The following is a 19,717-nucleotide window of genomic DNA, read 5'->3' as shown; positions in this document are numbered from 1 at the left end:
TTAATTCTCCTTAGTTAAATTTATGGTGAAATTATTAAGTTCATTTTTGTTCAAAAGAACCAGACCATTATCATTTTTACCTTTGTCACAAGACACTTTGTAGCCCTGAACTTTTGGGAGTTGATAAGTGAGTGAGCTTAGACCAGAGACCTTATAGCTCCAGCTTATGTTCCCATTTTCACCACTGTGAGTTTCATGAATTTTTACAGAGCCTCGTTGATAGAAAAATGTTGGTAGACCATCTGAATTTATTTTGTAACCTTGTAAATTTATTTTTCCCTCTAGTCCTGAAAAGGGTTGTTGGGAAGATTTAGCAATGACTTCACCAACAATGGCAGGAATAACTTTACCGTTCCCCGTGAAATGAGATAGAGGATCGATTTTTCCTTTCCAGATGTAGCGGGTCATTCCCTTTTCAGCATCCCAGCAAACTGAAAGGTCATCATTGTATCGTAGAGCAAAAGATACAACACTGGAATCAGGCATAAAACTTCTTTGAGTTCTAGCTAATTCTTCTTTAAAAATATTGTTGGCACGAAGGGCTTTTCGAGAAACTTTAGAGCCTGCGTAGAGCATATAATCGGCAATGAGTTTGAGATCTGCATCGGCAATATGCGCCATTGCGGGCATCGCAATGCCTTCGGTTCTCTTACGACCTGGTTTTTTAGCCCAAGTTACGATGCCAGTGGGGTTCCCCTGGTAAATTTTATGGATCTCGTGAAGGGTGGGACCTGCAATCATTTTTATTGGATCATGACAGGCTAGGCAATTTGTTTCGAAGAGTTTTTGTGCAACGGGATCAGCCTTGCCTTTCTTCTTGGGCTTAGCCTGTGAAGTCATAACAAAGGCTAAGACTACTGCAATCATGAGTAGGTGTTTCATTTGATTTCTTGGAGCCAGAAGTTTCTAAATTGAACTGGATTACCGTGATCTTGAAGGCGAAGTGGAAAGGCCTGAGGAGTTTCTTTTTTCCCGTTTCCTGTTTTATCGGGAATTTCAACATTGTCGTGAACTTTAACACCATTGTGGATTAGGGTGAGGCGAGCATTTGCCACTTTTTTGTCCCCATCCCATTTAGCAGCATGAAATTCGATGTCATAGCTTTGCCATTCACCGGCGGGCTTGCAGGCAATTTGGTCTGGTTTTTTAAATTTATAAATGGAGGCACAGTCATAATTTTGGTAGTCATCATCATGACCATGGGAGTCTAGGATTTGGATCTCATAACGTTGCTGAATATAGACACCACTATTGCCATCATTAGTTCTTTTGTTTTTCTTCTTTTTCTTGGGTTTGTTGATTACCTTGAACTCCAAGTGTGCTTTGAAGTTAGTAACAGGGGATTTTGTAATAATATGTCCTTTGCCAACTGTTAATATACCATCTTTAAATACCCAGCCGAGTGGGCCTTCTGGATTTTTTTCGTTAACGAGATCTACAGTTCCATCTTGACCAATTAGTTGAATAGCATCTGTTGGTTTTTCTGATGCAGTAAGAATACTTACAAAAATGAGTGATAGACTTAAAAATAATTTCATAAAAGTGACTCCAATGTTCGTTTATTTGTAATTATAGACAAGTTCATTTTTAATATGTTATGAGTTTTGAAACGATTTGACTAAAAAAATGCTCAATTTGATCATTTCTGTTGTATTCTCGCTAAGCTCTACAATTCAGTTATTATATTTTGTAACACGGAGGCTAAATTTTTGTCGTATATCATGGTAACTAATTTATTGAAATAGTGGTGGATTTATGAAAAAAATGTTTTGCTTAATTATTTTCCTTTTAACTTCTAATATTTATTCGGTTGAAGTAGCTTCTGCAGTCGCTTCACCTGCTAAGAAAAAAAGTTGGGAGGAAAACATAGCACCAGTAATAGATGGAGACCTGGAGACGCATTGGGAAAAGAAATGCGATTATAAAATTGAATTAGTACTCCAGTTATCAAATGCTGTAGATTTGGAATCCATGACTATTATATGGGGGAATGCTGTACCTAAGGACTTAGAAGTTAAATTTAAAACAAATGGGCGTAAAAAATTATCTGGGCCAAGATATCTGGAAAAAAATGACTCTTCACCAGATAATTTTGACTTAACTGAATTTAATGTAAAAACGAGACGAATACATGTTTTTATTTCTCCTAGAGAGGACACTCAACTCGTTTCAATTAAAGAAATAATTATAAACAATGTCGCAGTAGATTCTAATATTTCTGATAAAAAAACATCTAAAAAATCATCTATAAAAGTTGCCGAATCAGAAGTTGAAATTGATTCTAAAAATAATGAAAAGAACAAAGATTTAGACAGCAAAAAAACTAAAGAAGTCGAAGACGATGTAAAAAAAATTGAAAAGACTGATAAGAAAATTTTAATTTAGTTATTTATATTATCTCTCATGGAAGCGAATTTAAATAAATTTTCTAATGAAATTCTTTTTGATACTTTAAAGCGGGTTTTTTAAGTTTATCTACTAATTCAGGATGATTAGAAATCAGGTTAGTCGATTCTTTTGGGTCATTGACTAAATCGTAGAGGACGAGTTTCTGCTTTTTACGAATGTATTTTACGTCGTAACCATCTTTACCCACAGGGTCGATATGGCGGTAGCGATGGGGTGATATGGAGTTTCCAGCGTCCAAGGCTAGTCATAATTGCTTCAAGCGATTTCTCTGTTGAGAAATCATAATCATGTGGTTTTTTAGTTTTACCATCGATTTTGTTCTGCGATGGTCGCAAATTGAGTTGGCAAGCCTTTGCCATTGGGGCCATGAGCACCAAAGACTTTGTTTCTTCCTGGATATGAACCGCTAAGCAATGCAGCTCTGGATGAAGAACAAACGGCTTGAGGTACATAGAATTGGGAATAAACTCCGCCCTCATCTGCAAGTTGTTTGACTTTAGGAGTGAGATAATGATCTTTCCCAAAAGGTTGAAAATCTTCCCATCCTGCATCATCTAAAAAAATGATGATGAAATTAGTATGACTGCTTTTATCACTTGCCCATGCCGAATGGATTAGTAACATTAGTAATATAAAAAAAGTTCTCATTTTCATTTAGTAAGCTCTAAGGTTTATAAGTTACAAAAAAGTGACTCTAAAAGTTAGCTGATTAGTTGATCTAATCGTCCTGTACTGTGACTGAAAGTATCGATATCAATTCCAGTCTCTTGAAGAAGTGTGAGCCAGACATTTTGCAAAGGCGTATTTTTCGGAAGTTTAATACTTTCCCCAAGACGAAGATTTTTAATGCCGCCTCCCGATAGAAATAAGGGAAAACCTTTAATCCCATGAGCAGACTTAATGTTAGTTCCATAACTGACAATGCAACTGTCGTAAACACTCCTGCCATCAGGGTCCTTAGTTCCTTTCAACCGATCCAATAGATAGGCAAAAAGCTCAGTGCATTTTTTGTCGCGAAGGCCCGCTTGCTGCTTTCTTTCCTCGGAAACGTTGTAGTGAGACAAAGCATGTACCAGAGTCGTGATGCCCATACTGCTGAGAACCGACTGGGAAGGCATCATGTAAGTTGCCACGCGTGTTTGGTCGGTCTGGAAGGCGAGGGCAATCATGTCAAACATCAGTTTAACCTCAGCCTCTCCATCTATATAATTTGGGTGATGGCCAAACGGCGACTTTGGTTTGGGGGTATTAGCCCATTTAATTTGCCTTTCCAATCCCAACTCAACCTGTCGAATGGTTTGGTAATACTCATCGAGCTTTTCAAGGTCTGTTCTGGCAATCTGGTGAGATATAGACTTAGCGTTTACTTTTAAACTATCGAGTACACTTCTTCGCGTCTGAATTCTCCTTCTCACCTGTTCCGGTGATTCATCTGCTGAAAAAAGCTTTTTATAAAGTTCTAAAGAAGTATTTAAACCGGGGATTGGGCTGCCCTGCTTATTCCAGGCCAATGATAAGCAACCACCATGGCCGCTATTTTCTTTTGTACTCAAAGTTAAGTGGGCGTATCTGTTGTTCTTGCACAAATGTTCAGCAGCAACCTGATCACAGGAAATCGTATTTTTGAACTTATTACTTTGGGGGGCGCCAGTTAGAAAGGTCAGACTACCGGCATGTGGTCCTGCGGCTCCCACATTAAGTAAATTTCCTAACAGGGTAATGTCATCTTTATGCCTCTTGAGAGGCGACAGTCCTTCGGTCAAACCTATTTTAGAAAATTTACCGCTTTCCTTAGGGTAAAAAGAGGGAAGAAAACCATAACCTTGCGATAGGAAAAGCATTCTCTTTATTGGCCCTTTAGTTGCTTTAGAACCAGTGGAGGCAAATGTTTCGAGATAGGGTAAAGCCAGGCAGGCAGAAGCTGACTTTAAAAAAGATCGGCGTGAATATGTGTTTGTTATTAGGCTCATTATTTATCTCAATATATTATTTAGTGGCAAACATTTGTGAAGAGAGAATTTCAAAAACCATCTCTTTAAGTGGATAATTTTTCTTTTTCATTTTGCTTAAAATCTCTTGAATCTCCGCATCATCAACAAACTCAATTTTTCGGCCAATACCATAGGACATCATTGACTCAAAAATAGACATGGCGAGTTTGTCTTTATGCTTTAAAAGGACTCTCTGCAATCCTTTAAAATCTTTGAATGACTCTCCGTCTAAATGACCGTTCGCGAGTACGGGTACTGTTTCAGGAGGTGTTGTTTTTGTCTTGGCTTTCCCTTTTCTAGTGTTGTTTACCGGTTCGGCTTTGATAAGTTCTTCTGTTCGCCATTGTCCAAGGTAGTCAAAGTTTTCTAGACCCAAACCAATGGGGTCTATTTTTTTGTGGCAGGAGGCACACTGAGGAATGCTCATATGACGGTCTACCAACTGTCTCACAGTCAGTTTAGCTCCCTTAGGAGGCTCAATAGCAGGAACATTAGGAGGTGGAGGTGGAGGTTCGTCAAAAAGAAACTTCTCCCTAATGAGTGTTCCACGAATGGTGGGAGAAGTACGACTGTCATTAGTACCCATTATGAGAAAGGCAAATTGAGTCAACATTCCACCACGAGGACCAACGGAGGATTCAGAGTTTAGGTCTGGCAATTTAAATTTCTTGAAGCCCTTAAAACTTTTTTTCTTGAAACCATAGTGACCAGACAGCCGATGATCAGCTACCACAAAGTCTGATGCAATCATATTATCCACAGGCAGGTTTTCTCTAACTAAAACTTTGAAAAATTCGCCAATTTCACGACGTGCTGAATAAGGGAATCCGCCCTTACCCAAGTCACCAGGAATATCAATTTCGTCAAAGCGCTCTATATCCGACCATTGATTTATAAAATCAACTAAAAAATGATCAGCTTTATTAGATGATAGCATTCGTTCAAACTGATTTCTTAAGACACCTTGGGCAAATAATTTATTTGATTCTGCCAGTTCATAGAGTTCTTTATCCGGTGGCGCGCGCCATAAGAAATAGGCCATGCGAATTGCAAATTCGCTCTGAGTTAACTTATTTCTCTTGCCATCATTTTTCTCTTTAATATATAAAAATGCCGGTGCCGTAAGGATTGCTGTAAGAGGCTCAATCAAAGAGTTGCCAATGTCTTTACCATTTTCTCTTTCCAGTCGATACAACTTGAGTAATGCAGTAATATAATCTTTGTCTACTCCTTGGTAACGAAAAGCTCTTTCGGCAAATTTTGTCAACAATTCCGCAATTTCACTTTCACTGGCATTGCTTTTTTTAGTGATCGGACTGACTAAGGATTTAAAGAAAGTCATCTTCTTTTCTTTAAGTTTAAATGGCCCCGTCAAGGAAAGGTAATCGTAAATATCGTCTTCATGGCCTTTGATTCGAATAAGTACGTTAGAATCAAATAATCCCGTTTTGAAGCTTGCTTCAGACGAAGTCATTGTGCCGGACTTGGAATCGAAATTTAATGTCGTACGCTCATGATTAATATAGGCTACTGCTGTTTTCTCTTTCTTCCCTTTTTTCTTTTCTGAAAAGCTTAGAGCAGTAACAGTTACTTTATAGAGGCTATTTGGCCTTAAGGTCTTTTTATATATAACGTTTTCGGCAACACCTGGTATATTAGTTTGGTTATACTTTTTTATTGCTTTTGCCAATTTCCCGTTGTATCGCCTTTTAAATATTTCAAGCTGGCCTTGATCAGCGATATGGGGATCAACCTTAGTTATTTCAGAAAGCGGGGCATTAGCTTCGATTAACTTCTTAACGGCTTTCATCCTTAGGTAATATTCTTTTGCTTTTTTCGCGGGCAGTATTTCAGGATCATACCGTATGGTATTGGAGTCAAAAGGGGCCGTTATATCGATAATATTTGTTTCGACCACTTTTCTGCCAGCTTTATAGAATTGCTCATACTGCTTTAAAGAGAAATACTGATCGGAGCCAATGGTATCAAATTCAGGACTTACTTCGTCTGGTAAAAAATCTTCTGGAATGTCAACGCCGAAAAGATCTGTCACACTGCTAAGGTATTCTCTTTTGGTCAGATAGCGCATTGAAATTTTTCCGCCAGTCGCCGCTAATCTCTTGTGTGCTAATTTAATATTCTGAGCGATGTCTCCAATAAAATCAGTCAGTTCATCAGCGGATGGTTGAGCTTTGTCTTCGGGAGGCATTTCTTCGATATTTAGAACATCCAGAACATCCTGCCACATATGAACAGAAGCGGAATCATTAAATTTGTAATCTATGTTATCTAAGCGAATTCCACCTTTCTCTTTTTCCTCATTATGACATTCAAAGCAATATTTTGTCAAAAAGGGTTTGAGTCCCTGTACCTTTTTTTCTAAGGCTCGTATATCTTGGGATCTTAGTCCATGTGTGGTTTTTTGGGAGGCAGTAATTTCTTTATCTAATGATGAGTGTGAGCCATTTGCTACAGACACTTGCTTTTCTTCATTTGATAAGTTCTGAAAGCCAATAATAACTCCAATAGTTATTAAAATAAATAATATTGAGATAACAGGAGCTTTTGAGCTTTTTTTCTTTGCTTTGATACGAGTGTGTTTGGCTTTTCTACTGGAACTTTTTGTTTGTTTTTTAAGCTTTTGAGCTCGGATCGTTTTATGTCTCGATGGTCTTGGGCTTTTTGTAGAATGTTCAGCATCTACTCGAGTGTTATTTAGATCCTCTTCAAAAGAATTATTATCTGGCACAGAAATCGTACTTGAACAAGCTGGGCAATTTATGTAAGTTCCAATGAGTTCAGTATCAATACTTAGTTTTTGGTCACAAGAGTGACATAGGAATTTAAAAGTGATCGTTTCACAGGTCTCGACGACTTCCGGAATTGTATTTAGATAATGACAAGATGGACACTGCACATCAGTGCCAGAGAATTCTTCCGGGGCACTTAGTTTTTGTTGACAACTTTGACAATGAAACTTTATCATGTTTTCCGCTTATTTACTTATGTTATTATCTTAGTGATTTTGACAAAGTATTTTTAATTTCGTTACAGATAACGATTCAATGTTTATTAAATGAGATTTTCTGTATAGTTTAATGAGCTGAATCGATGAAAAACCAAACACCACCATCTAAGTCTAAATTCGTCTGGGTGTTTTCATTAGCAGTATTATCTTTTTTGACGTTATTAGGGTAATATTTCCCGTTTACGTTAATGCGATTATAATAACGTTTATCTTTGTGAGCGTCATCACTATTTTCAGTTAAAGCCGTTAACCAGCCATTTGTATTTTTCACAAATCTGGCACTCCCATCGCCATAAACTGCATTAGTACCTCTAAGATCATGAAACATAAAACCTCTTCTTAGTGGGTAAAGACCGCAGCTAATCAAGCCATGCCCATTGAAGAGTCTCATGGGTGTGAATCTTTTAATGCTATCACTTAAATCTACGGGTCTAACACTGTAATGGATTTTTGTTTGTTCATGATCGGGGAGAGTATCTAAGTTATCTCTGTTTACGCCAGTTATAACCATTTTATCTTTATCTTTCATGGCACTCGAATCATCAGCAAGTATACCCGATTCATCAAAGGTGGGGCATGCCAAAGTCTCTATTGGAAAATCATATCCCTCTTGGTGTATTAAACCTTGATTTCTATATCTCCCCCAGTCAGAGCCGTATCCACCTTTTCTTATAATATTACTATTTCTTCTTGATTCAGCATATTCTAAGGGGAATTTGTTATCATTATCTATTGCAAAAATATGGTAAATCTGACCTTGTTGGTTCAGATTATTTAAACACGAGAGGTCTCGCGCTGCACGTCTTGCCTTGCGCAGAGCGGGAACAAGCAATGAGGTTAAGATTGCAACTATCGCAAGAACTGCCATCATTTCTACCAGTGAAAAATACTTCTTCATTTTTGTACTCCTTTTAAACCTACAAATCTAAAAATTCATATATTTGATTTTGATTGTTCTTTTTTTCGTTAACTTCTAGCTCAATGTTCTTTAAGTTTAGGGAATAATCCTTAAATATTTGATCAGATAACTTTAAAATCAGGCTGAATACATCTTTGTATTAGTTCATGTCATTAAATAAAATTACAGAATGAACTTTAAGCTTCGTTTTATTAGACATATGTTTAGCGCCAGGCATTATCAAGATAAAACCAAGCGCCACCTTCCAACTCTAGATCTAAAGGATCAGGATCATTACTAGGAGAGAATTTGGAGGTATTCTTTTTGTCGTAGTACCTCTTGTTTCCTCTTTTTGTGAGTAGGTTCACCATCCAACCATTTTGATCTTTCACGAATTTTGCACTACCATCTGACGCTACAGCATTAACACCTTTGATCTGATGGAATAAATCTCCATCATAAAGGGGGTAAAGACCACAAGTAATTAAAGCATAGTTTGAAATAAACGATGTAAAAGGTGTTAAGCGAGGTTGGTCAGAAGTCTGATAAACTGGTCTTACACTGTAGTGAGATTTGCTCTCTTCACCGTCTGGTAAATTTGCAATGTCTTTTCTTGAGTCACTACCCGTGGAAAGCATTTTCTCATTATTTGAGTTATTTTCAAATGTTGGATCAATCAATGTTTCAGTAGTGATTGAATAACCACCAGAATAAATCAGTCCAAGGTTGACGTATTTACCATTACCCCTACGGATGTGGTTTGAATTTCGATAATTGGCATCTACAAATTCCAAAGGGAGTGAGCTGTCATTATCATCAGCATAAAGATAGTATAACTGCCCCTGTTGCTTTAGATTATTTCTACAAGTTATGTCTCGAGCAGATTGTCGAGCCTTGCTTAAGACGGGTAGCAATAATGAAGCTAAAATACCAATGATTGCAACAACAATGAGCAATTCAATTAATGTAAATTTATTTGTTTTCATCTCCGGGTCTTGTCCTGATTATTTGTCTATTATAAATAGGTGACAAGGCTCGTATGAGGCTGTTACAATTAAACGTTGTAAATAAGGGAATTAAATGTACCTAATTTGCTTAGGCGGCTTAACGATTGGTGTATATGGATGAGCTGAGTTTTTGGCTAATTTGCTTGATTGTACTTGAGAAAGCTTCCCTGGACTTCGTATTTTTCCTTGTAATCATTTCCATGAAAACTCTTATTGCAGGATTCTAGCCATTGATAGATCATTTTTTTCATAGTTATTGAGCGTTCTTGGTGATTTTTTATGATATTTTTTGATTCAGAAAAATCATCGTGAAGGTGATAGAGTTCATCTTTGTTTTTCCCGTCAAGATTAGAACAGAATTTGTAATCACCCTGAATAATAGAAGTTTTAGGTGAACTGATTTTTGATGCAAATATAATTGGCTTATTGCGTTTATTGGTTTTTCCCAATAAAATTGGAATAATATTCTCGCCATCAAGTGGTCTTGAGTCTGGGTATTTAACATTCATTTGAGCTAAAGTACTTTCAAGGTAGTCGAGAGTGGAGCAGGGAGTATTAATGACTTTTCCAGCATCTATTTTTCCCGGCCAGCTTACCAAGGCTGGTACGCAAACACCACCGTTGTAAAGAGACCTTTTACGGCCTCTTAACTTCCCTGCAGTACCATAAAAGGCGCCGTGGTAGGCGTCATATTTTTTCTTTGGGTTTCCACGGCCTTCGGGGCCATTATCGGAGCAAAACCAGATGATAGTATTTTGATCGACATTAAGCTTTCTTAATTCTTCACGAAGACGGCCGATTTGTTCATCCATGGCAGTGATACAACCGTAGTAGTGTTGCTCGCCTTCCTTGTAGCCTTCGTACATTTTTAGATATTCAGGGCCAGCGACCACCGGGCTATGTGGGGTATGGAACCAAATTGTCGTCATGAAAGATTTTTTGTCGGTTACGGCCTTACGTATGAACGGTATGGCACGATCCATGATAACTCGTGAATCATCACCTAATAGATTATCGGTAACTTTCTGACCATTGTGCCAATATGGACTATCATGCTTAGGGTATCTACCAGCTGCGGGATCCCAGGTGGGGACAGAGATTTCAGTGGCAAATGCATCGTCATAATCTCGTTCCCATGGCGGGGCGAAATCTTTGGCGGGGTTCTTGTGTCGTGGCGATTCAATTTTACTGAGGGTTCCCAAATGCCATTTGCCGAAGTGACCAGTTGTATATCCCTGTTGTTTACAGAGTCGCGCGATAGTTATTTCCTGATGTGGGAGTTTTCCTACGTTTACATCCATCATGCCATAACGCATGTAGTGGCGACCAGTTAAGGCCGAGCCTCGGGTAGGGGCGCAAACGGGGCCTATTGAATAAAAATGTGTGAAGCGAGCACCTTCTTTGGCCATATTATCCAAATGTGGGGTCTTGATAATTTTGTTACCATTAAACCCTGTATCTCCATAGCCTAGATCATCGGCCATAAGGAAAATGAAATTTGGTCTTTCTTGTTCTTTGGAAATTAAGTTACAAGTAAAAAGCGCTATCGTACAAATTAATTTAAGAGAGATCCTTGAGTAGGTTAAAAGTTTCATTTTTTTCTCCTTTGTGGAGCATCCACGTCTAAAGCCCACTGCTTATGAAGCTGGTGAAGTGTCTTTACTAATTCCGGTTTTTCAGTTAGATAATTGGTTTTCTCAGGCTGTTTGTCATCCAAATTGCCCAGAAAGGTGGGCTCGGTGCCGCGACCCATTAGTTTCCAACTACCTTGACGAATAGCCCAGGCCAAATGCCATTGCCAGTTTAACACTTTATGGGGAGAAGGATTGTCCTCCGATGCAATGACCTGGGTGAGGCTCTTGCCATCAAATTTTATTTTTGGTGGTTCAATATTACAAAGTTCCAAAACTGTAGGCATCCAATCCATTGCTGTAATAGCCTGATCTCTAACCGCGCCTTTGGGTAGCTTGTTGGGGAAGGTAATTATAGCGGGAACTCGAATCCCACCTTCATAAAAATTACTTTTATTTCCACGCCATTTACCAGTATTTCCACCTCCGCCAAGGGCGCCATATTTAGTGTTTTTGGCGAGTCCGCTTTTGTGATTATCAAATTTTATATGATTCCGTTCTCTAGAATGACCATTATCACTCATAAATATGATTATGGTGTTATCATAGATGCCATGTTCCTGTAATTTACTCATGATTTGGCCCATGTGATCATCGGTGGTAGAAATCATTTTGGCATAGGATTGACGAGGCATTTTCATGTTTTTATATCGTTCGTCAAATTTTGGGTCTGCTTGTTCAGGATAATGGGGGATATTGAAGGCAAGAAAGAGAAAGAATGGATTGTTTTTATTTCGATCAATAAAATTAAGCGCACGATCAGTCACTAAATTAGGGAAGTATTTTCCTTCATCAAAGACTTCTTTTGTCCCTTCGTATAAATCGTGAAAACCTTCACCATGAAGGAAGTAGTGATTGTAGTTATCGATGAAACCTCCTCGAATCCCATAAAATTCATCAAATCCCTGCTTAGTTGGACCATAATCAAGGTGAGCTCCCAAGTGCCATTTGCCAAAGAGTGCCGTTTTATAACCCGAATCTTTAAGGGCCTCCGCCAGAGTGTATTCTTCTAGGTTCATATTTCTGGTTTTAGGACCTTTGGCATCACCTTGTGTCCAGTGATTAACATTACTGCGCTGGGGGTGGCGACCTGTCATTAGCATGGCACGAGCAGGACAGCAGACCTGATGAGCGTAGGCCTGAGTAAAGCGCACGCCATCTTCAGCGAGTTTATCCATGTTGGGAGTGTAAAGGTCTTTAGAGCCGTAACAATTAACGTCGAGTGTCCCTTGGTCATCTGTAAAAAATATTACAAGGTTAGGTTTGTTGATGTCCAGTTTTTTATTATCAGCCGAATAGGCTGACAAAAGAAAGAATAGACTTGTGGAAGTTATAAGATTTCTAATGGTATGCATTACTAATCCTTTAGTAGCGTTGATTAAAGTTAAATTTTTGGTGGTACCCAATCTGGGATACCGCGTTCTGCTTTTTGTTTTTCATAGCGAATCACATAGGGAAATTCACTGGACAAAGGACGGTCTTCGTTGATCATCATTGGGACGGTATCATGCCACCATTTTTCATATGATTGAGTTAAGCGTTGCATGACTTCGGGATATTGCTTTGAGACATCTTTAGATTCGTATGGGTCATTGCTTATGTCATAGAGTCTTTTTTCGACCATGCGCCAACGTTGAGTACGCACCGCGTATCCTTTTGATTTAGATTTTTCAGGGTTTTGACCTTTTTTCCATCTGCCTCGATGAAAGAAGAGTTCACGATCAGGCCAATTTGATTCAGGGTTTTCTAGAAGTGGAACGAGGCTTGTGCCGTCGATATCTTGGCATGTATAAGGGATTTTTGCTCCTGCAAGTTCAGCAAAGGTTTTAAACAAATCGATATGGGCGCTAAGAGCATTGATATCTTTGCTCTCATTTAATACTCCTTGCCAACGCCAAAAGGCAGGTACGTGAGATCCGCCTTCGAAAATTGAACCTTTGCCACTCTTAAAGCCTGCATTATAAACTTTTAATTTTTTCCCATTAAATTTGGCAGGCTTAGCCGATTGACCATTATCCGTCATGAAAATGACTAAGGTATTGTCTAAAATTTGCCACTCTTCGAGCTTACTTATGAGAAGTCCAAAGTTGTCGTCGAGGTTTTCGATCATTCCATAGCGGCCGGCAGTTTCTTTATCCCAACCGAGTTTAATGAAACGTTGGGTATATCTCTCTGGGGCGATCATGGGTGCATGAGGTGCGTTTGGCGTGATGTAAGCAAAGAAGGGCTTATTTGCTTGATGCTGTTCTTTAATCCAGCCAAGAGCGGCTTGGAAAAATACATCTGTACAGAAGCCTTTGGTTTGGACTATGGTCTGATTATGAAGAAAAACATTGTCAAAGTAAAGATTTTCGAAGTTGGGAGGGAAATCCGAACAGCTTCCCTGGTGAGCTTTTCCGATAGCGCCTCCACCGTGAATGAAGACCTCAGAAAAACCACGATTGTGAGGTGGGTAGGGCTCTAATTCACCTAAGTGCCACTTTCCAAAAATACCGGTTTGATAGCCTGCCGATTGTAGAACTTGAGGCATCGTTGTGTAATTAATATTCATCAGTTCCCGCTGGCTTATGGTGTGGGTCACGCCATTTCGGAATTCATGGCGACCGGTCATTATTGCTGAACGTGTTGGGGCACAAGTTGGGCTCACATGAAATTCAGTAAATCGAGTGGATTGCGAATAGAACTTATCTATGTGTGGTGTTTCAAGAACTTTGTTTCCCATGCAAGACAAATCGCCCATACCCTGATCGTCAGTCATCACCAAAATAATATTGGGTCGTGAGCCTTTTATGTCATTGTTTTGACTCCAGAGAGAAATCATTGGTAAACAAAAGATTGTCAGGCAAAGTGTTTTTATGTAATTCATTTTGAAGTATTTTTAAAATCTAATAGTTAATATTATTATATGAGACAAACTTGATTCAAAGATGTTATAAAGAATGATATTTTTCATTATAAATATTATAGATTAATTATCATAAACATCTAATTAACAATTATTTACAATGTCTAATTTGTTATTTTTATTGCGTGTGTATGATGAATTGAAATCCAACTTTATATCACAGCTGCTAATCAGAAAATATCTACATCCTCATCGCTCTCTATATATTCTTTAGATTGTGATTCTTTGGAATTAGTTTTCTTTAAAACAGAGGATGGTAAGTATCGATAATAAACCGTGAGTTGTAAAGCACAAAGTGTGGTTGAATATACTTTATTATCTATGTCTTTCATTGCTTCTCTTTCCGTTTCAATACCTTCAGCAGGGCTCTGCCAATAGCCATCTGGATGTTGATTTTCTACAAGAATTTTTTGAAATGATTGATTCCAAGACTTCCAATCGCTACCGCCTCTTTGAAAAACAGCTTGAGTAGCGTAGTACATCCAATAAAGATAAAATCCCGCGGGGTCATTGTGTCTGCCATGAGATTCCCATGTCAATAATTTCACGTCTTCTTTGACGATTAGATCGCCCAATCGTCTACATGCAGGGTGATCTTGCTCCCCAAGTAATTGCATACAAAGTACTCCAACAGCTCTCATTGAAGGATCTCGTTTGCCTTTATTTTGTAAGCGGTAATAGAAGCCTGTATCAGTGGCATATTTTTTCATATGAGCAATAGATTTCTCTATAGTGCTAGATAGATTTTCAACGGTACAACCGGCAACTTTTGCGGCTTTTAAAGCCTGCCAATTCCAACAAGCATTAGAAAAATTTGAATCACCACTTTTCGCATAGCCATACATGTAAGAACCATTTTCATGTTGATTGTCACAAATGAATTTTATCGTTTTATTCATTGGATTTTGGAGGGCATAGTTATTTGTCATTGCATACGCTTCTGATAGAGCATAAGCTACTAAAGCATGTTCATAAACATTTCTTTCTTTGCTTTTTCCAAGTGGAAAACGTCCTGAATTACCCCATTCAGAAAGTTGTGCAATACCTTTTGTTACTACACTACCATATCGTTTTGATTTACCAGTTTCTCCGTGAGCTAAATAAGTTAGAATAGCTAAGCTCGTCATAGCCTCTGGGTGTCCGTGTCCCCAAGTACCGTCAGGGTTTTGATTTTTAGCCAACCAATCGAGAGCTTTGCCAAGAGACTGTTGAGCGGTACTTGAACCACCATATTTACGAATAGCAACAGCTTTAGCATTTGGTGATCTAGAAGAAAACATTTTAGCTGAAGTGAGAGGTGAAGTAGAAGGTTTAATATCTGAAATTATTTCCATGTCGTCCATTACATCAGCTGCAGGTGGTTCGTCTGTTATCTCTTCTACTTCTGTGGCAATATCTTCTGTGACATCGACTGACTCAGAAATTTCAGGGTTAATGGTTTCTGATTCGGTTTCAAGTTCTGGTTCGGGTGGAGGTGGAGGTGGAGGAGGTGGAGGAGGTGGTTCTTCGATGATTTCTTCAACCTTTTGAGTAATTTCAACATTAGCATTAGCTGTTTTAATTTCTCCTTTAAAGAGACTTGCGATTAAAATTAAAATTACATGCAAACAAGTTGAAATAATAGGTCCAGTTAGGGTGTCCTTGAGTTTTTGCTTTTTGTAGTCTTCTTGTATTTTAATTAAGTCCTCTTGTGTGAGGACTCCAAAATTGTCTTCTTCAATCATATTTATTATTCCAAATCAGGAGTTCATAGCTTAGTTTAAAAATCTTAAGTTGTTTATATATAATGATATATGTACATTGTGGGGTTTTATTTGAGTTAACTATGAAATAATCTTTAAATTTGACTAATTTGTACTAAAATGATTTTACCTTCCTCTTTTTATTCCAGTGCGCTGAGCCCATTGGTCCCAGTTTGAGATCATTTTTTTTAACTTTTCGGGGTGTTGGTCAGCTATATCATTTAACTCACTTCGATCTTCGGAAATATTGAAGAGTTGCCATTTTTTTTCATAGACAATTTTCCAGTCGCCCTGACGCATCGCACGGGTTTTTCCGTAAGCGAAGAATAGCGGTTTTTCTCGCACATAGTTTTGGCCCTCAAAAATACTCAGAATGTTTTCGCCGTCCAGTTGGCGTTTGTCTGAGGGGATGTCTTTAACTGGATCTAGTCCTGCTAACGCCATACATGTGGGTTGGAGATCAATGACATGGGCAATTGAGTCAGTCCAAGAATTTGCTTTTATTTTAGCGGGCCAACGAACGACACATGGAGTGCAAATGCCGCCTTCGTGCATGTTAACTTTATATCTTTTGAAAGGAGTATTTTGAGCATTTGCCCAGCTTGGGCCACATGCGGTATAAAACTCCTTTGGCCCGGGGATGTGGGATATATTATTGTCGCCACCAGGCATCTCTGCGCATCCACCATTATCGGAGATAAAGAGGACGAGTGTATTTTCGCTGACACCAGTTTGATCAAGAGTTTTTAGGATTCTACCGATGTTTTGATCCATGGAATCGACCATAGCAGCGTAGACTTCCATGAGGCTTTGATCCCAGTCTTTATTTTTACGAGAATCCCAGCTTTGCATTCTTGGGTCTTCTGGAGTGAGTTTAACCGATGCAGAAATTACTCCCATTTCGATCATTCTTTGGTAACGTTCATTTCTTAGCACATGCCAGCCTTCCTTATATCGGCCTTTATATTTTGCAATATCCTCTGCTTTGGCGTGGAGTGGGTAATGCGGAGCAGTGTAAGTGATGTGCCCAAAAAAAGGTTTGTTTTCAGAAGTCGCTTTTTTGATTTGCTCAATGGCATGATCCGTGAAGGCATCCGTTGCGTAGTAATCATCCGGGAAACTTCTAATGAGTTTATCATTGTGACCAAAAACTCGAGTTTTTCCACCCTTGAATTTAGGGTCTGGCTGAACGGGGTTAAAGAAGTTTGAGCAGCCATCCATGAGTCCGTAGAATTCCTGAAATCCGCGATCGATAGGGCGATGACCTTTACGAGAGCCTAAATGCCATTTGCCGCTTAAAAAAGTATAGTATCCTGCTTTGTTCATGGCATCAGCAATGGTGAACATGCTACTGTCCAACATTTCGATTTTTCCATTATCTCTTTGGGGGTAGAGGCCAGTCACCAAAGAGGCGCGTGTTGTCATACATTTTGAATTGTTATAAAATTGGCGGAAACGCATCCCTTCATTTGCCAGACGATCAATATTAGGAGTTTGTATTTCGCTGCCAAAACAACCGATATCGGAATAGCCCATATCATCGGCCATGATTAGCAGGATGTTTGGCTTGTTGTTTGCGTTTATCGCAAAGCATAAGAAGAAACAGAAACTTAAAATAGAAGTATTAAAATTTAATGGATGAGCTAAAATTTTTTTCATTGCATTAATTCCTCAATTTTGGGTAGAATTGCTTCATCCCACTTTGGGTACATGCTTTCATTTGGGTGTAGAAAGTCTCGCATTACATTTTTATGAAGAACTCTATCTTGATCTAAAAATATCTTGTTGATATTCATGTAGAAAATATGTTTATCATCTGCGTAGGTTTTTATGATTTCATTTGTTCCCATAGTTAACTTTCGAAGCTCGTCATTGTCATTTTTCCCTCTTGGGAATATGGCTAGCATCAAGATTTTAGTTTCTGGGAGCTTTATACGCAGTTCCTGTAAAATCGCCTTTATGCCCAAGGCCGTGTCCTGCGATTTTTCTTTGCGATGACCTGCATTATTAGTACCTATCATCATAACGAGTACTTTTGGATTAATTCCGTCAACTTCACCGTTGTCAAGACGCCATAACACATTCTCGGTACGATCACCACTGTAACCTAGGTTTAGAGCCTTGTACTTCGCAAAATACTTGTCCCATTCAGATTTATATTTATCCCAAGCATGAGTGATGGAATCACCGAGAAAGACTAGTTTTACATCACCTAGCGCGGCTTTTTCAGAGAGTTTTAATTTATGTCGCTTCATCCACCAACGAGCTTCCCGTTTTTTTCTTTTTTCGGGAGTTGTTGAGCGAATGGTGTTTTTTACAGACTCAATTAATTCGGCGCCTCTACTGGTCGCTGAGGTTAATAAAGTGAAAACTATGATGATGAATATTGAACGAGTCATTATAACTTCTCTAAGAATTGATGTTTTTATTATTAGACCGATTTGGGATATTGATGTTACAAGGACTTCGAGCAAAAAGTGTAGTAAACCAATAAATTTGCTTATATGCTGAAATTCATTTAAATGATATGCGCGCCAGTTCGTGTTATGGCTTTACAGATGCTATCTGAAATTAAATGAGTTAATTACTTCTTCCAGATTTTTTAAATTGATCGAGCTTGGCTTTCAATTCTTTGACGACTTCGGGGTGTTTTAGGTAGAGGTTTTCCAGTTCTTGCGGGTCTTTCTCTAGGTTATAGAGCTGTACGGGAGCTTTGGAATCGAATTTTTCTGGAAGAAGGTGTTTGAGCCTTTTGCCGTTGTAGTTATTCCCTCCTGAACTCGGGTGATCGAGGTATTTCCAAGGTCCTTTGCGAATAGCTAGGTTTAAAGAAATGGTTTGAGTTAGTAAGTATGGGCGGATATTAGTTTTTTCATTGAGCAGGACTGGTAAGATATTGTAACTATCTTCGGCACTGTTTTGCAGGAGTTTATAATCCACGAGAGCGGCAGAGCTTGCCATGATATCACATAGCGAGACAAGCTCATTGCTGACAGAAGGTTTTATTTTATTTGGCCATGAAATAATGAGCGGAGTTCTGTGACCACCTTCCCATTGATCTCTTTTAAGCCCACGCCAAGGATAAGAGCCATCGTGATTATAGGTTTTTATCATATTTAAAGCAGTGGGAACTTCTACGCCGTTATCGCTGCAAAAAATAATTATTGTGTTCTCTAGAGCATTAAGTTCCTCTAAGGTCTTCATGAGTTCGCCAACGATATGATCCATTTGGAAAATAAAATCACCGTGTGGTCCTAATTTAGTCTTCCCATGGAATTGTTTCGCGGGGAACGAGGGTAGGTGAACGGCTTGCATGGAGTGAAAGAGAAAAAATGGTTGACTGTTTTTCTTTTGAATATGCTGGCGAATATAGTCCTGACTTTTTTTGAGAAAGACCATGTCGGCTTCTTCGTGATCAAAGTTATCGGCAATCATGCCAATGCGACAATCATGACTGTAAGCATGTTTTGGGAGCTTAGAGCGATCAAGAATTTTTGTTGGAGGTATAGGTATACGATCATTTTCAATATAGGCGTATAGAAAGTCAGTTGTGGGACAACTTACCGTGCCATAAAAGTAATCGAAGCCACGATTGACGGGGCCATCGGGTATGGGGCGTGAGTAATCAATTTGCTGAATACCCTTAATGCGTTGGTCCGTAATGCGCGTACCATTTTTGTCAAAGAAGCTCATGCCTATGTGCCACTTGCCGACACAGGCTGTGGCATAGCCCTTTTCTTTAAGCATTTGGGGTAGGGTCAGACGTGATTCTTCGATTAGGCATGGCCCACCTGCACCCGTAAATACGCCTTTCATACCTGTACGGAACTGCATTCTCCCAGTTAATAAGCTATATCGACTTGGGGTACAAACGGTCGAGGGACTGTGAGCATCTGTGAAACGCATACCTGACTCAGCCAACTTGTTTAGATGAGGAGTAGGGATCTGTGAGTTTTTGTTGTAGCACTGAAGATCACCATACCCGAGGTCATCAGTTAAAATCAGTAATATATTGGGCTTCTTGCTATCTTTAGCCACAAGGCTATTTCCTGCAATAAACAAAAGACCAATCGCGAAAAGAATTTTTTTAATTGAATGAATCATTG

General features: G+C 38.8%; 16 protein-coding genes. 1 reads left to right on the top strand and 15 read right to left on the bottom strand.

Annotation, left to right across the window (positions count from 1 at the left end):
- Together LNTAR_RS01920 and LNTAR_RS01915 are read right to left on the bottom strand one after the other, a co-directional pair.
- On the bottom strand, positions 1-882 hold the full coding sequence (locus tag LNTAR_RS01920) for a c-type cytochrome (protein ID WP_007276936.1): 882 nt from the start codon (positions 880-882) through the stop codon (positions 1-3).
- Positions 879-1,538: a 3-keto-disaccharide hydrolase gene (locus LNTAR_RS01915; protein WP_007276935.1), complete on the bottom strand. Its 660-nt coding sequence runs from the start codon at positions 1,536-1,538 to the stop codon at positions 879-881. The genes LNTAR_RS01920 and LNTAR_RS01915 overlap by 4 nt, the downstream gene beginning before the upstream one ends.
- Positions 1,539-1,755: 217 nt before the next feature.
- Between LNTAR_RS01915 and LNTAR_RS01910 the strand changes: the two genes are divergently transcribed.
- Positions 1,756-2,385: a hypothetical protein gene (locus LNTAR_RS01910; protein WP_007276934.1), complete on the top strand. Its 630-nt coding sequence runs from the start codon at positions 1,756-1,758 to the stop codon at positions 2,383-2,385.
- A 43-nt stretch (positions 2,386-2,428) separates the two neighbouring features.
- Here LNTAR_RS01910 and LNTAR_RS01905 read toward each other — a convergent pair whose 3' ends face one another.
- The 13 genes from LNTAR_RS01905 to LNTAR_RS01845 all read right to left on the bottom strand — a co-directional run bounded on the left by LNTAR_RS01905 (position 2,429) and on the right by LNTAR_RS01845 (position 19,715).
- Positions 2,429-2,647 (bottom strand): hypothetical protein, encoded by a 219-nt coding sequence (locus tag LNTAR_RS01905; protein ID WP_007276933.1) that lies wholly within the window; start codon positions 2,645-2,647, stop codon positions 2,429-2,431.
- A 65-nt stretch (positions 2,648-2,712) separates the two neighbouring features.
- Entirely contained in the window at positions 2,713-3,063 is a 351-nt protein-coding gene (locus LNTAR_RS01900) for a sulfatase-like hydrolase/transferase (RefSeq protein WP_007276931.1), read from the bottom strand.
- 47 nt (positions 3,064-3,110) lie between these two features.
- Positions 3,111-4,379 (bottom strand): DUF1552 domain-containing protein, encoded by a 1,269-nt coding sequence (locus LNTAR_RS01895; protein ID WP_007276930.1) that lies wholly within the window; start codon positions 4,377-4,379, stop codon positions 3,111-3,113.
- Between the two features lie 16 nt (positions 4,380-4,395).
- Positions 4,396-7,386 (bottom strand): DUF1588 domain-containing protein, encoded by a 2,991-nt coding sequence (locus LNTAR_RS01890; RefSeq protein ID WP_007276929.1) that lies wholly within the window; start codon positions 7,384-7,386, stop codon positions 4,396-4,398.
- 109 nt (positions 7,387-7,495) lie between these two features.
- Entirely contained in the window at positions 7,496-8,326 is an 831-nt protein-coding gene (locus tag LNTAR_RS01885; RefSeq protein ID WP_007276928.1) for a type II secretion system protein, read from the bottom strand.
- A 224-nt stretch (positions 8,327-8,550) separates the two neighbouring features.
- The gene (locus LNTAR_RS24900; RefSeq protein ID WP_007276927.1) at positions 8,551-9,312 is read right to left on the bottom strand and encodes a type II secretion system protein; all 762 of its coding nucleotides are present in this window, start codon (positions 9,310-9,312) and stop codon (positions 8,551-8,553) included.
- 155 nt (positions 9,313-9,467) lie between these two features.
- Positions 9,468-10,928 carry a sulfatase family protein gene (locus tag LNTAR_RS01875; protein ID WP_007276926.1) on the bottom strand — a complete coding sequence of 487 codons (1,461 nt, stop codon included), beginning with the start codon at positions 10,926-10,928 and terminating at the stop codon, positions 9,468-9,470.
- Positions 10,925-12,319: a sulfatase-like hydrolase/transferase gene (locus LNTAR_RS01870; RefSeq protein ID WP_007276925.1), complete on the bottom strand. Its 1,395-nt coding sequence runs from the start codon at positions 12,317-12,319 to the stop codon at positions 10,925-10,927. Before LNTAR_RS01870 ends, LNTAR_RS01875 begins: the two co-directional genes overlap by 4 nt.
- 29 nt (positions 12,320-12,348) lie before the next feature.
- On the bottom strand, positions 12,349-13,830 hold the full coding sequence (locus LNTAR_RS01865) for an arylsulfatase (protein ID WP_040914076.1): 1,482 nt from the start codon (positions 13,828-13,830) through the stop codon (positions 12,349-12,351).
- 209 nt (positions 13,831-14,039) lie between these two features.
- The gene (locus LNTAR_RS01860) at positions 14,040-15,593 is read right to left on the bottom strand and encodes a prenyltransferase/squalene oxidase repeat-containing protein (RefSeq protein ID WP_007276923.1); all 1,554 of its coding nucleotides are present in this window, start codon (positions 15,591-15,593) and stop codon (positions 14,040-14,042) included.
- 144 nt (positions 15,594-15,737) lie between these two features.
- The gene (locus LNTAR_RS01855) at positions 15,738-17,270 is read right to left on the bottom strand and encodes an arylsulfatase (RefSeq protein ID WP_007276922.1); all 1,533 of its coding nucleotides are present in this window, start codon (positions 17,268-17,270) and stop codon (positions 15,738-15,740) included.
- Entirely contained in the window at positions 17,267-18,010 is a 744-nt protein-coding gene (locus LNTAR_RS01850) for a GDSL-type esterase/lipase family protein (RefSeq protein WP_007276921.1), read from the bottom strand. The genes LNTAR_RS01855 and LNTAR_RS01850 overlap by 4 nt, the downstream gene beginning before the upstream one ends.
- A gap of 181 nt (positions 18,011-18,191) precedes the next feature.
- A complete protein-coding gene (locus tag LNTAR_RS01845; protein ID WP_007276920.1) occupies positions 18,192-19,715 on the bottom strand; it encodes a sulfatase family protein in 1,524 nt (507 codons plus the stop codon).
- Positions 19,716-19,717: the final 2 nt, after the last annotated feature.

Source organism: Lentisphaera araneosa HTCC2155, from assembly GCF_000170755.1.
GTDB lineage: Bacteria > Verrucomicrobiota > Lentisphaeria > Lentisphaerales > Lentisphaeraceae > Lentisphaera > Lentisphaera araneosa.
The sequence above is the reverse complement of the archived record's forward strand: the minus strand, read 5'-3'. Positions and strand labels throughout refer to the sequence as shown.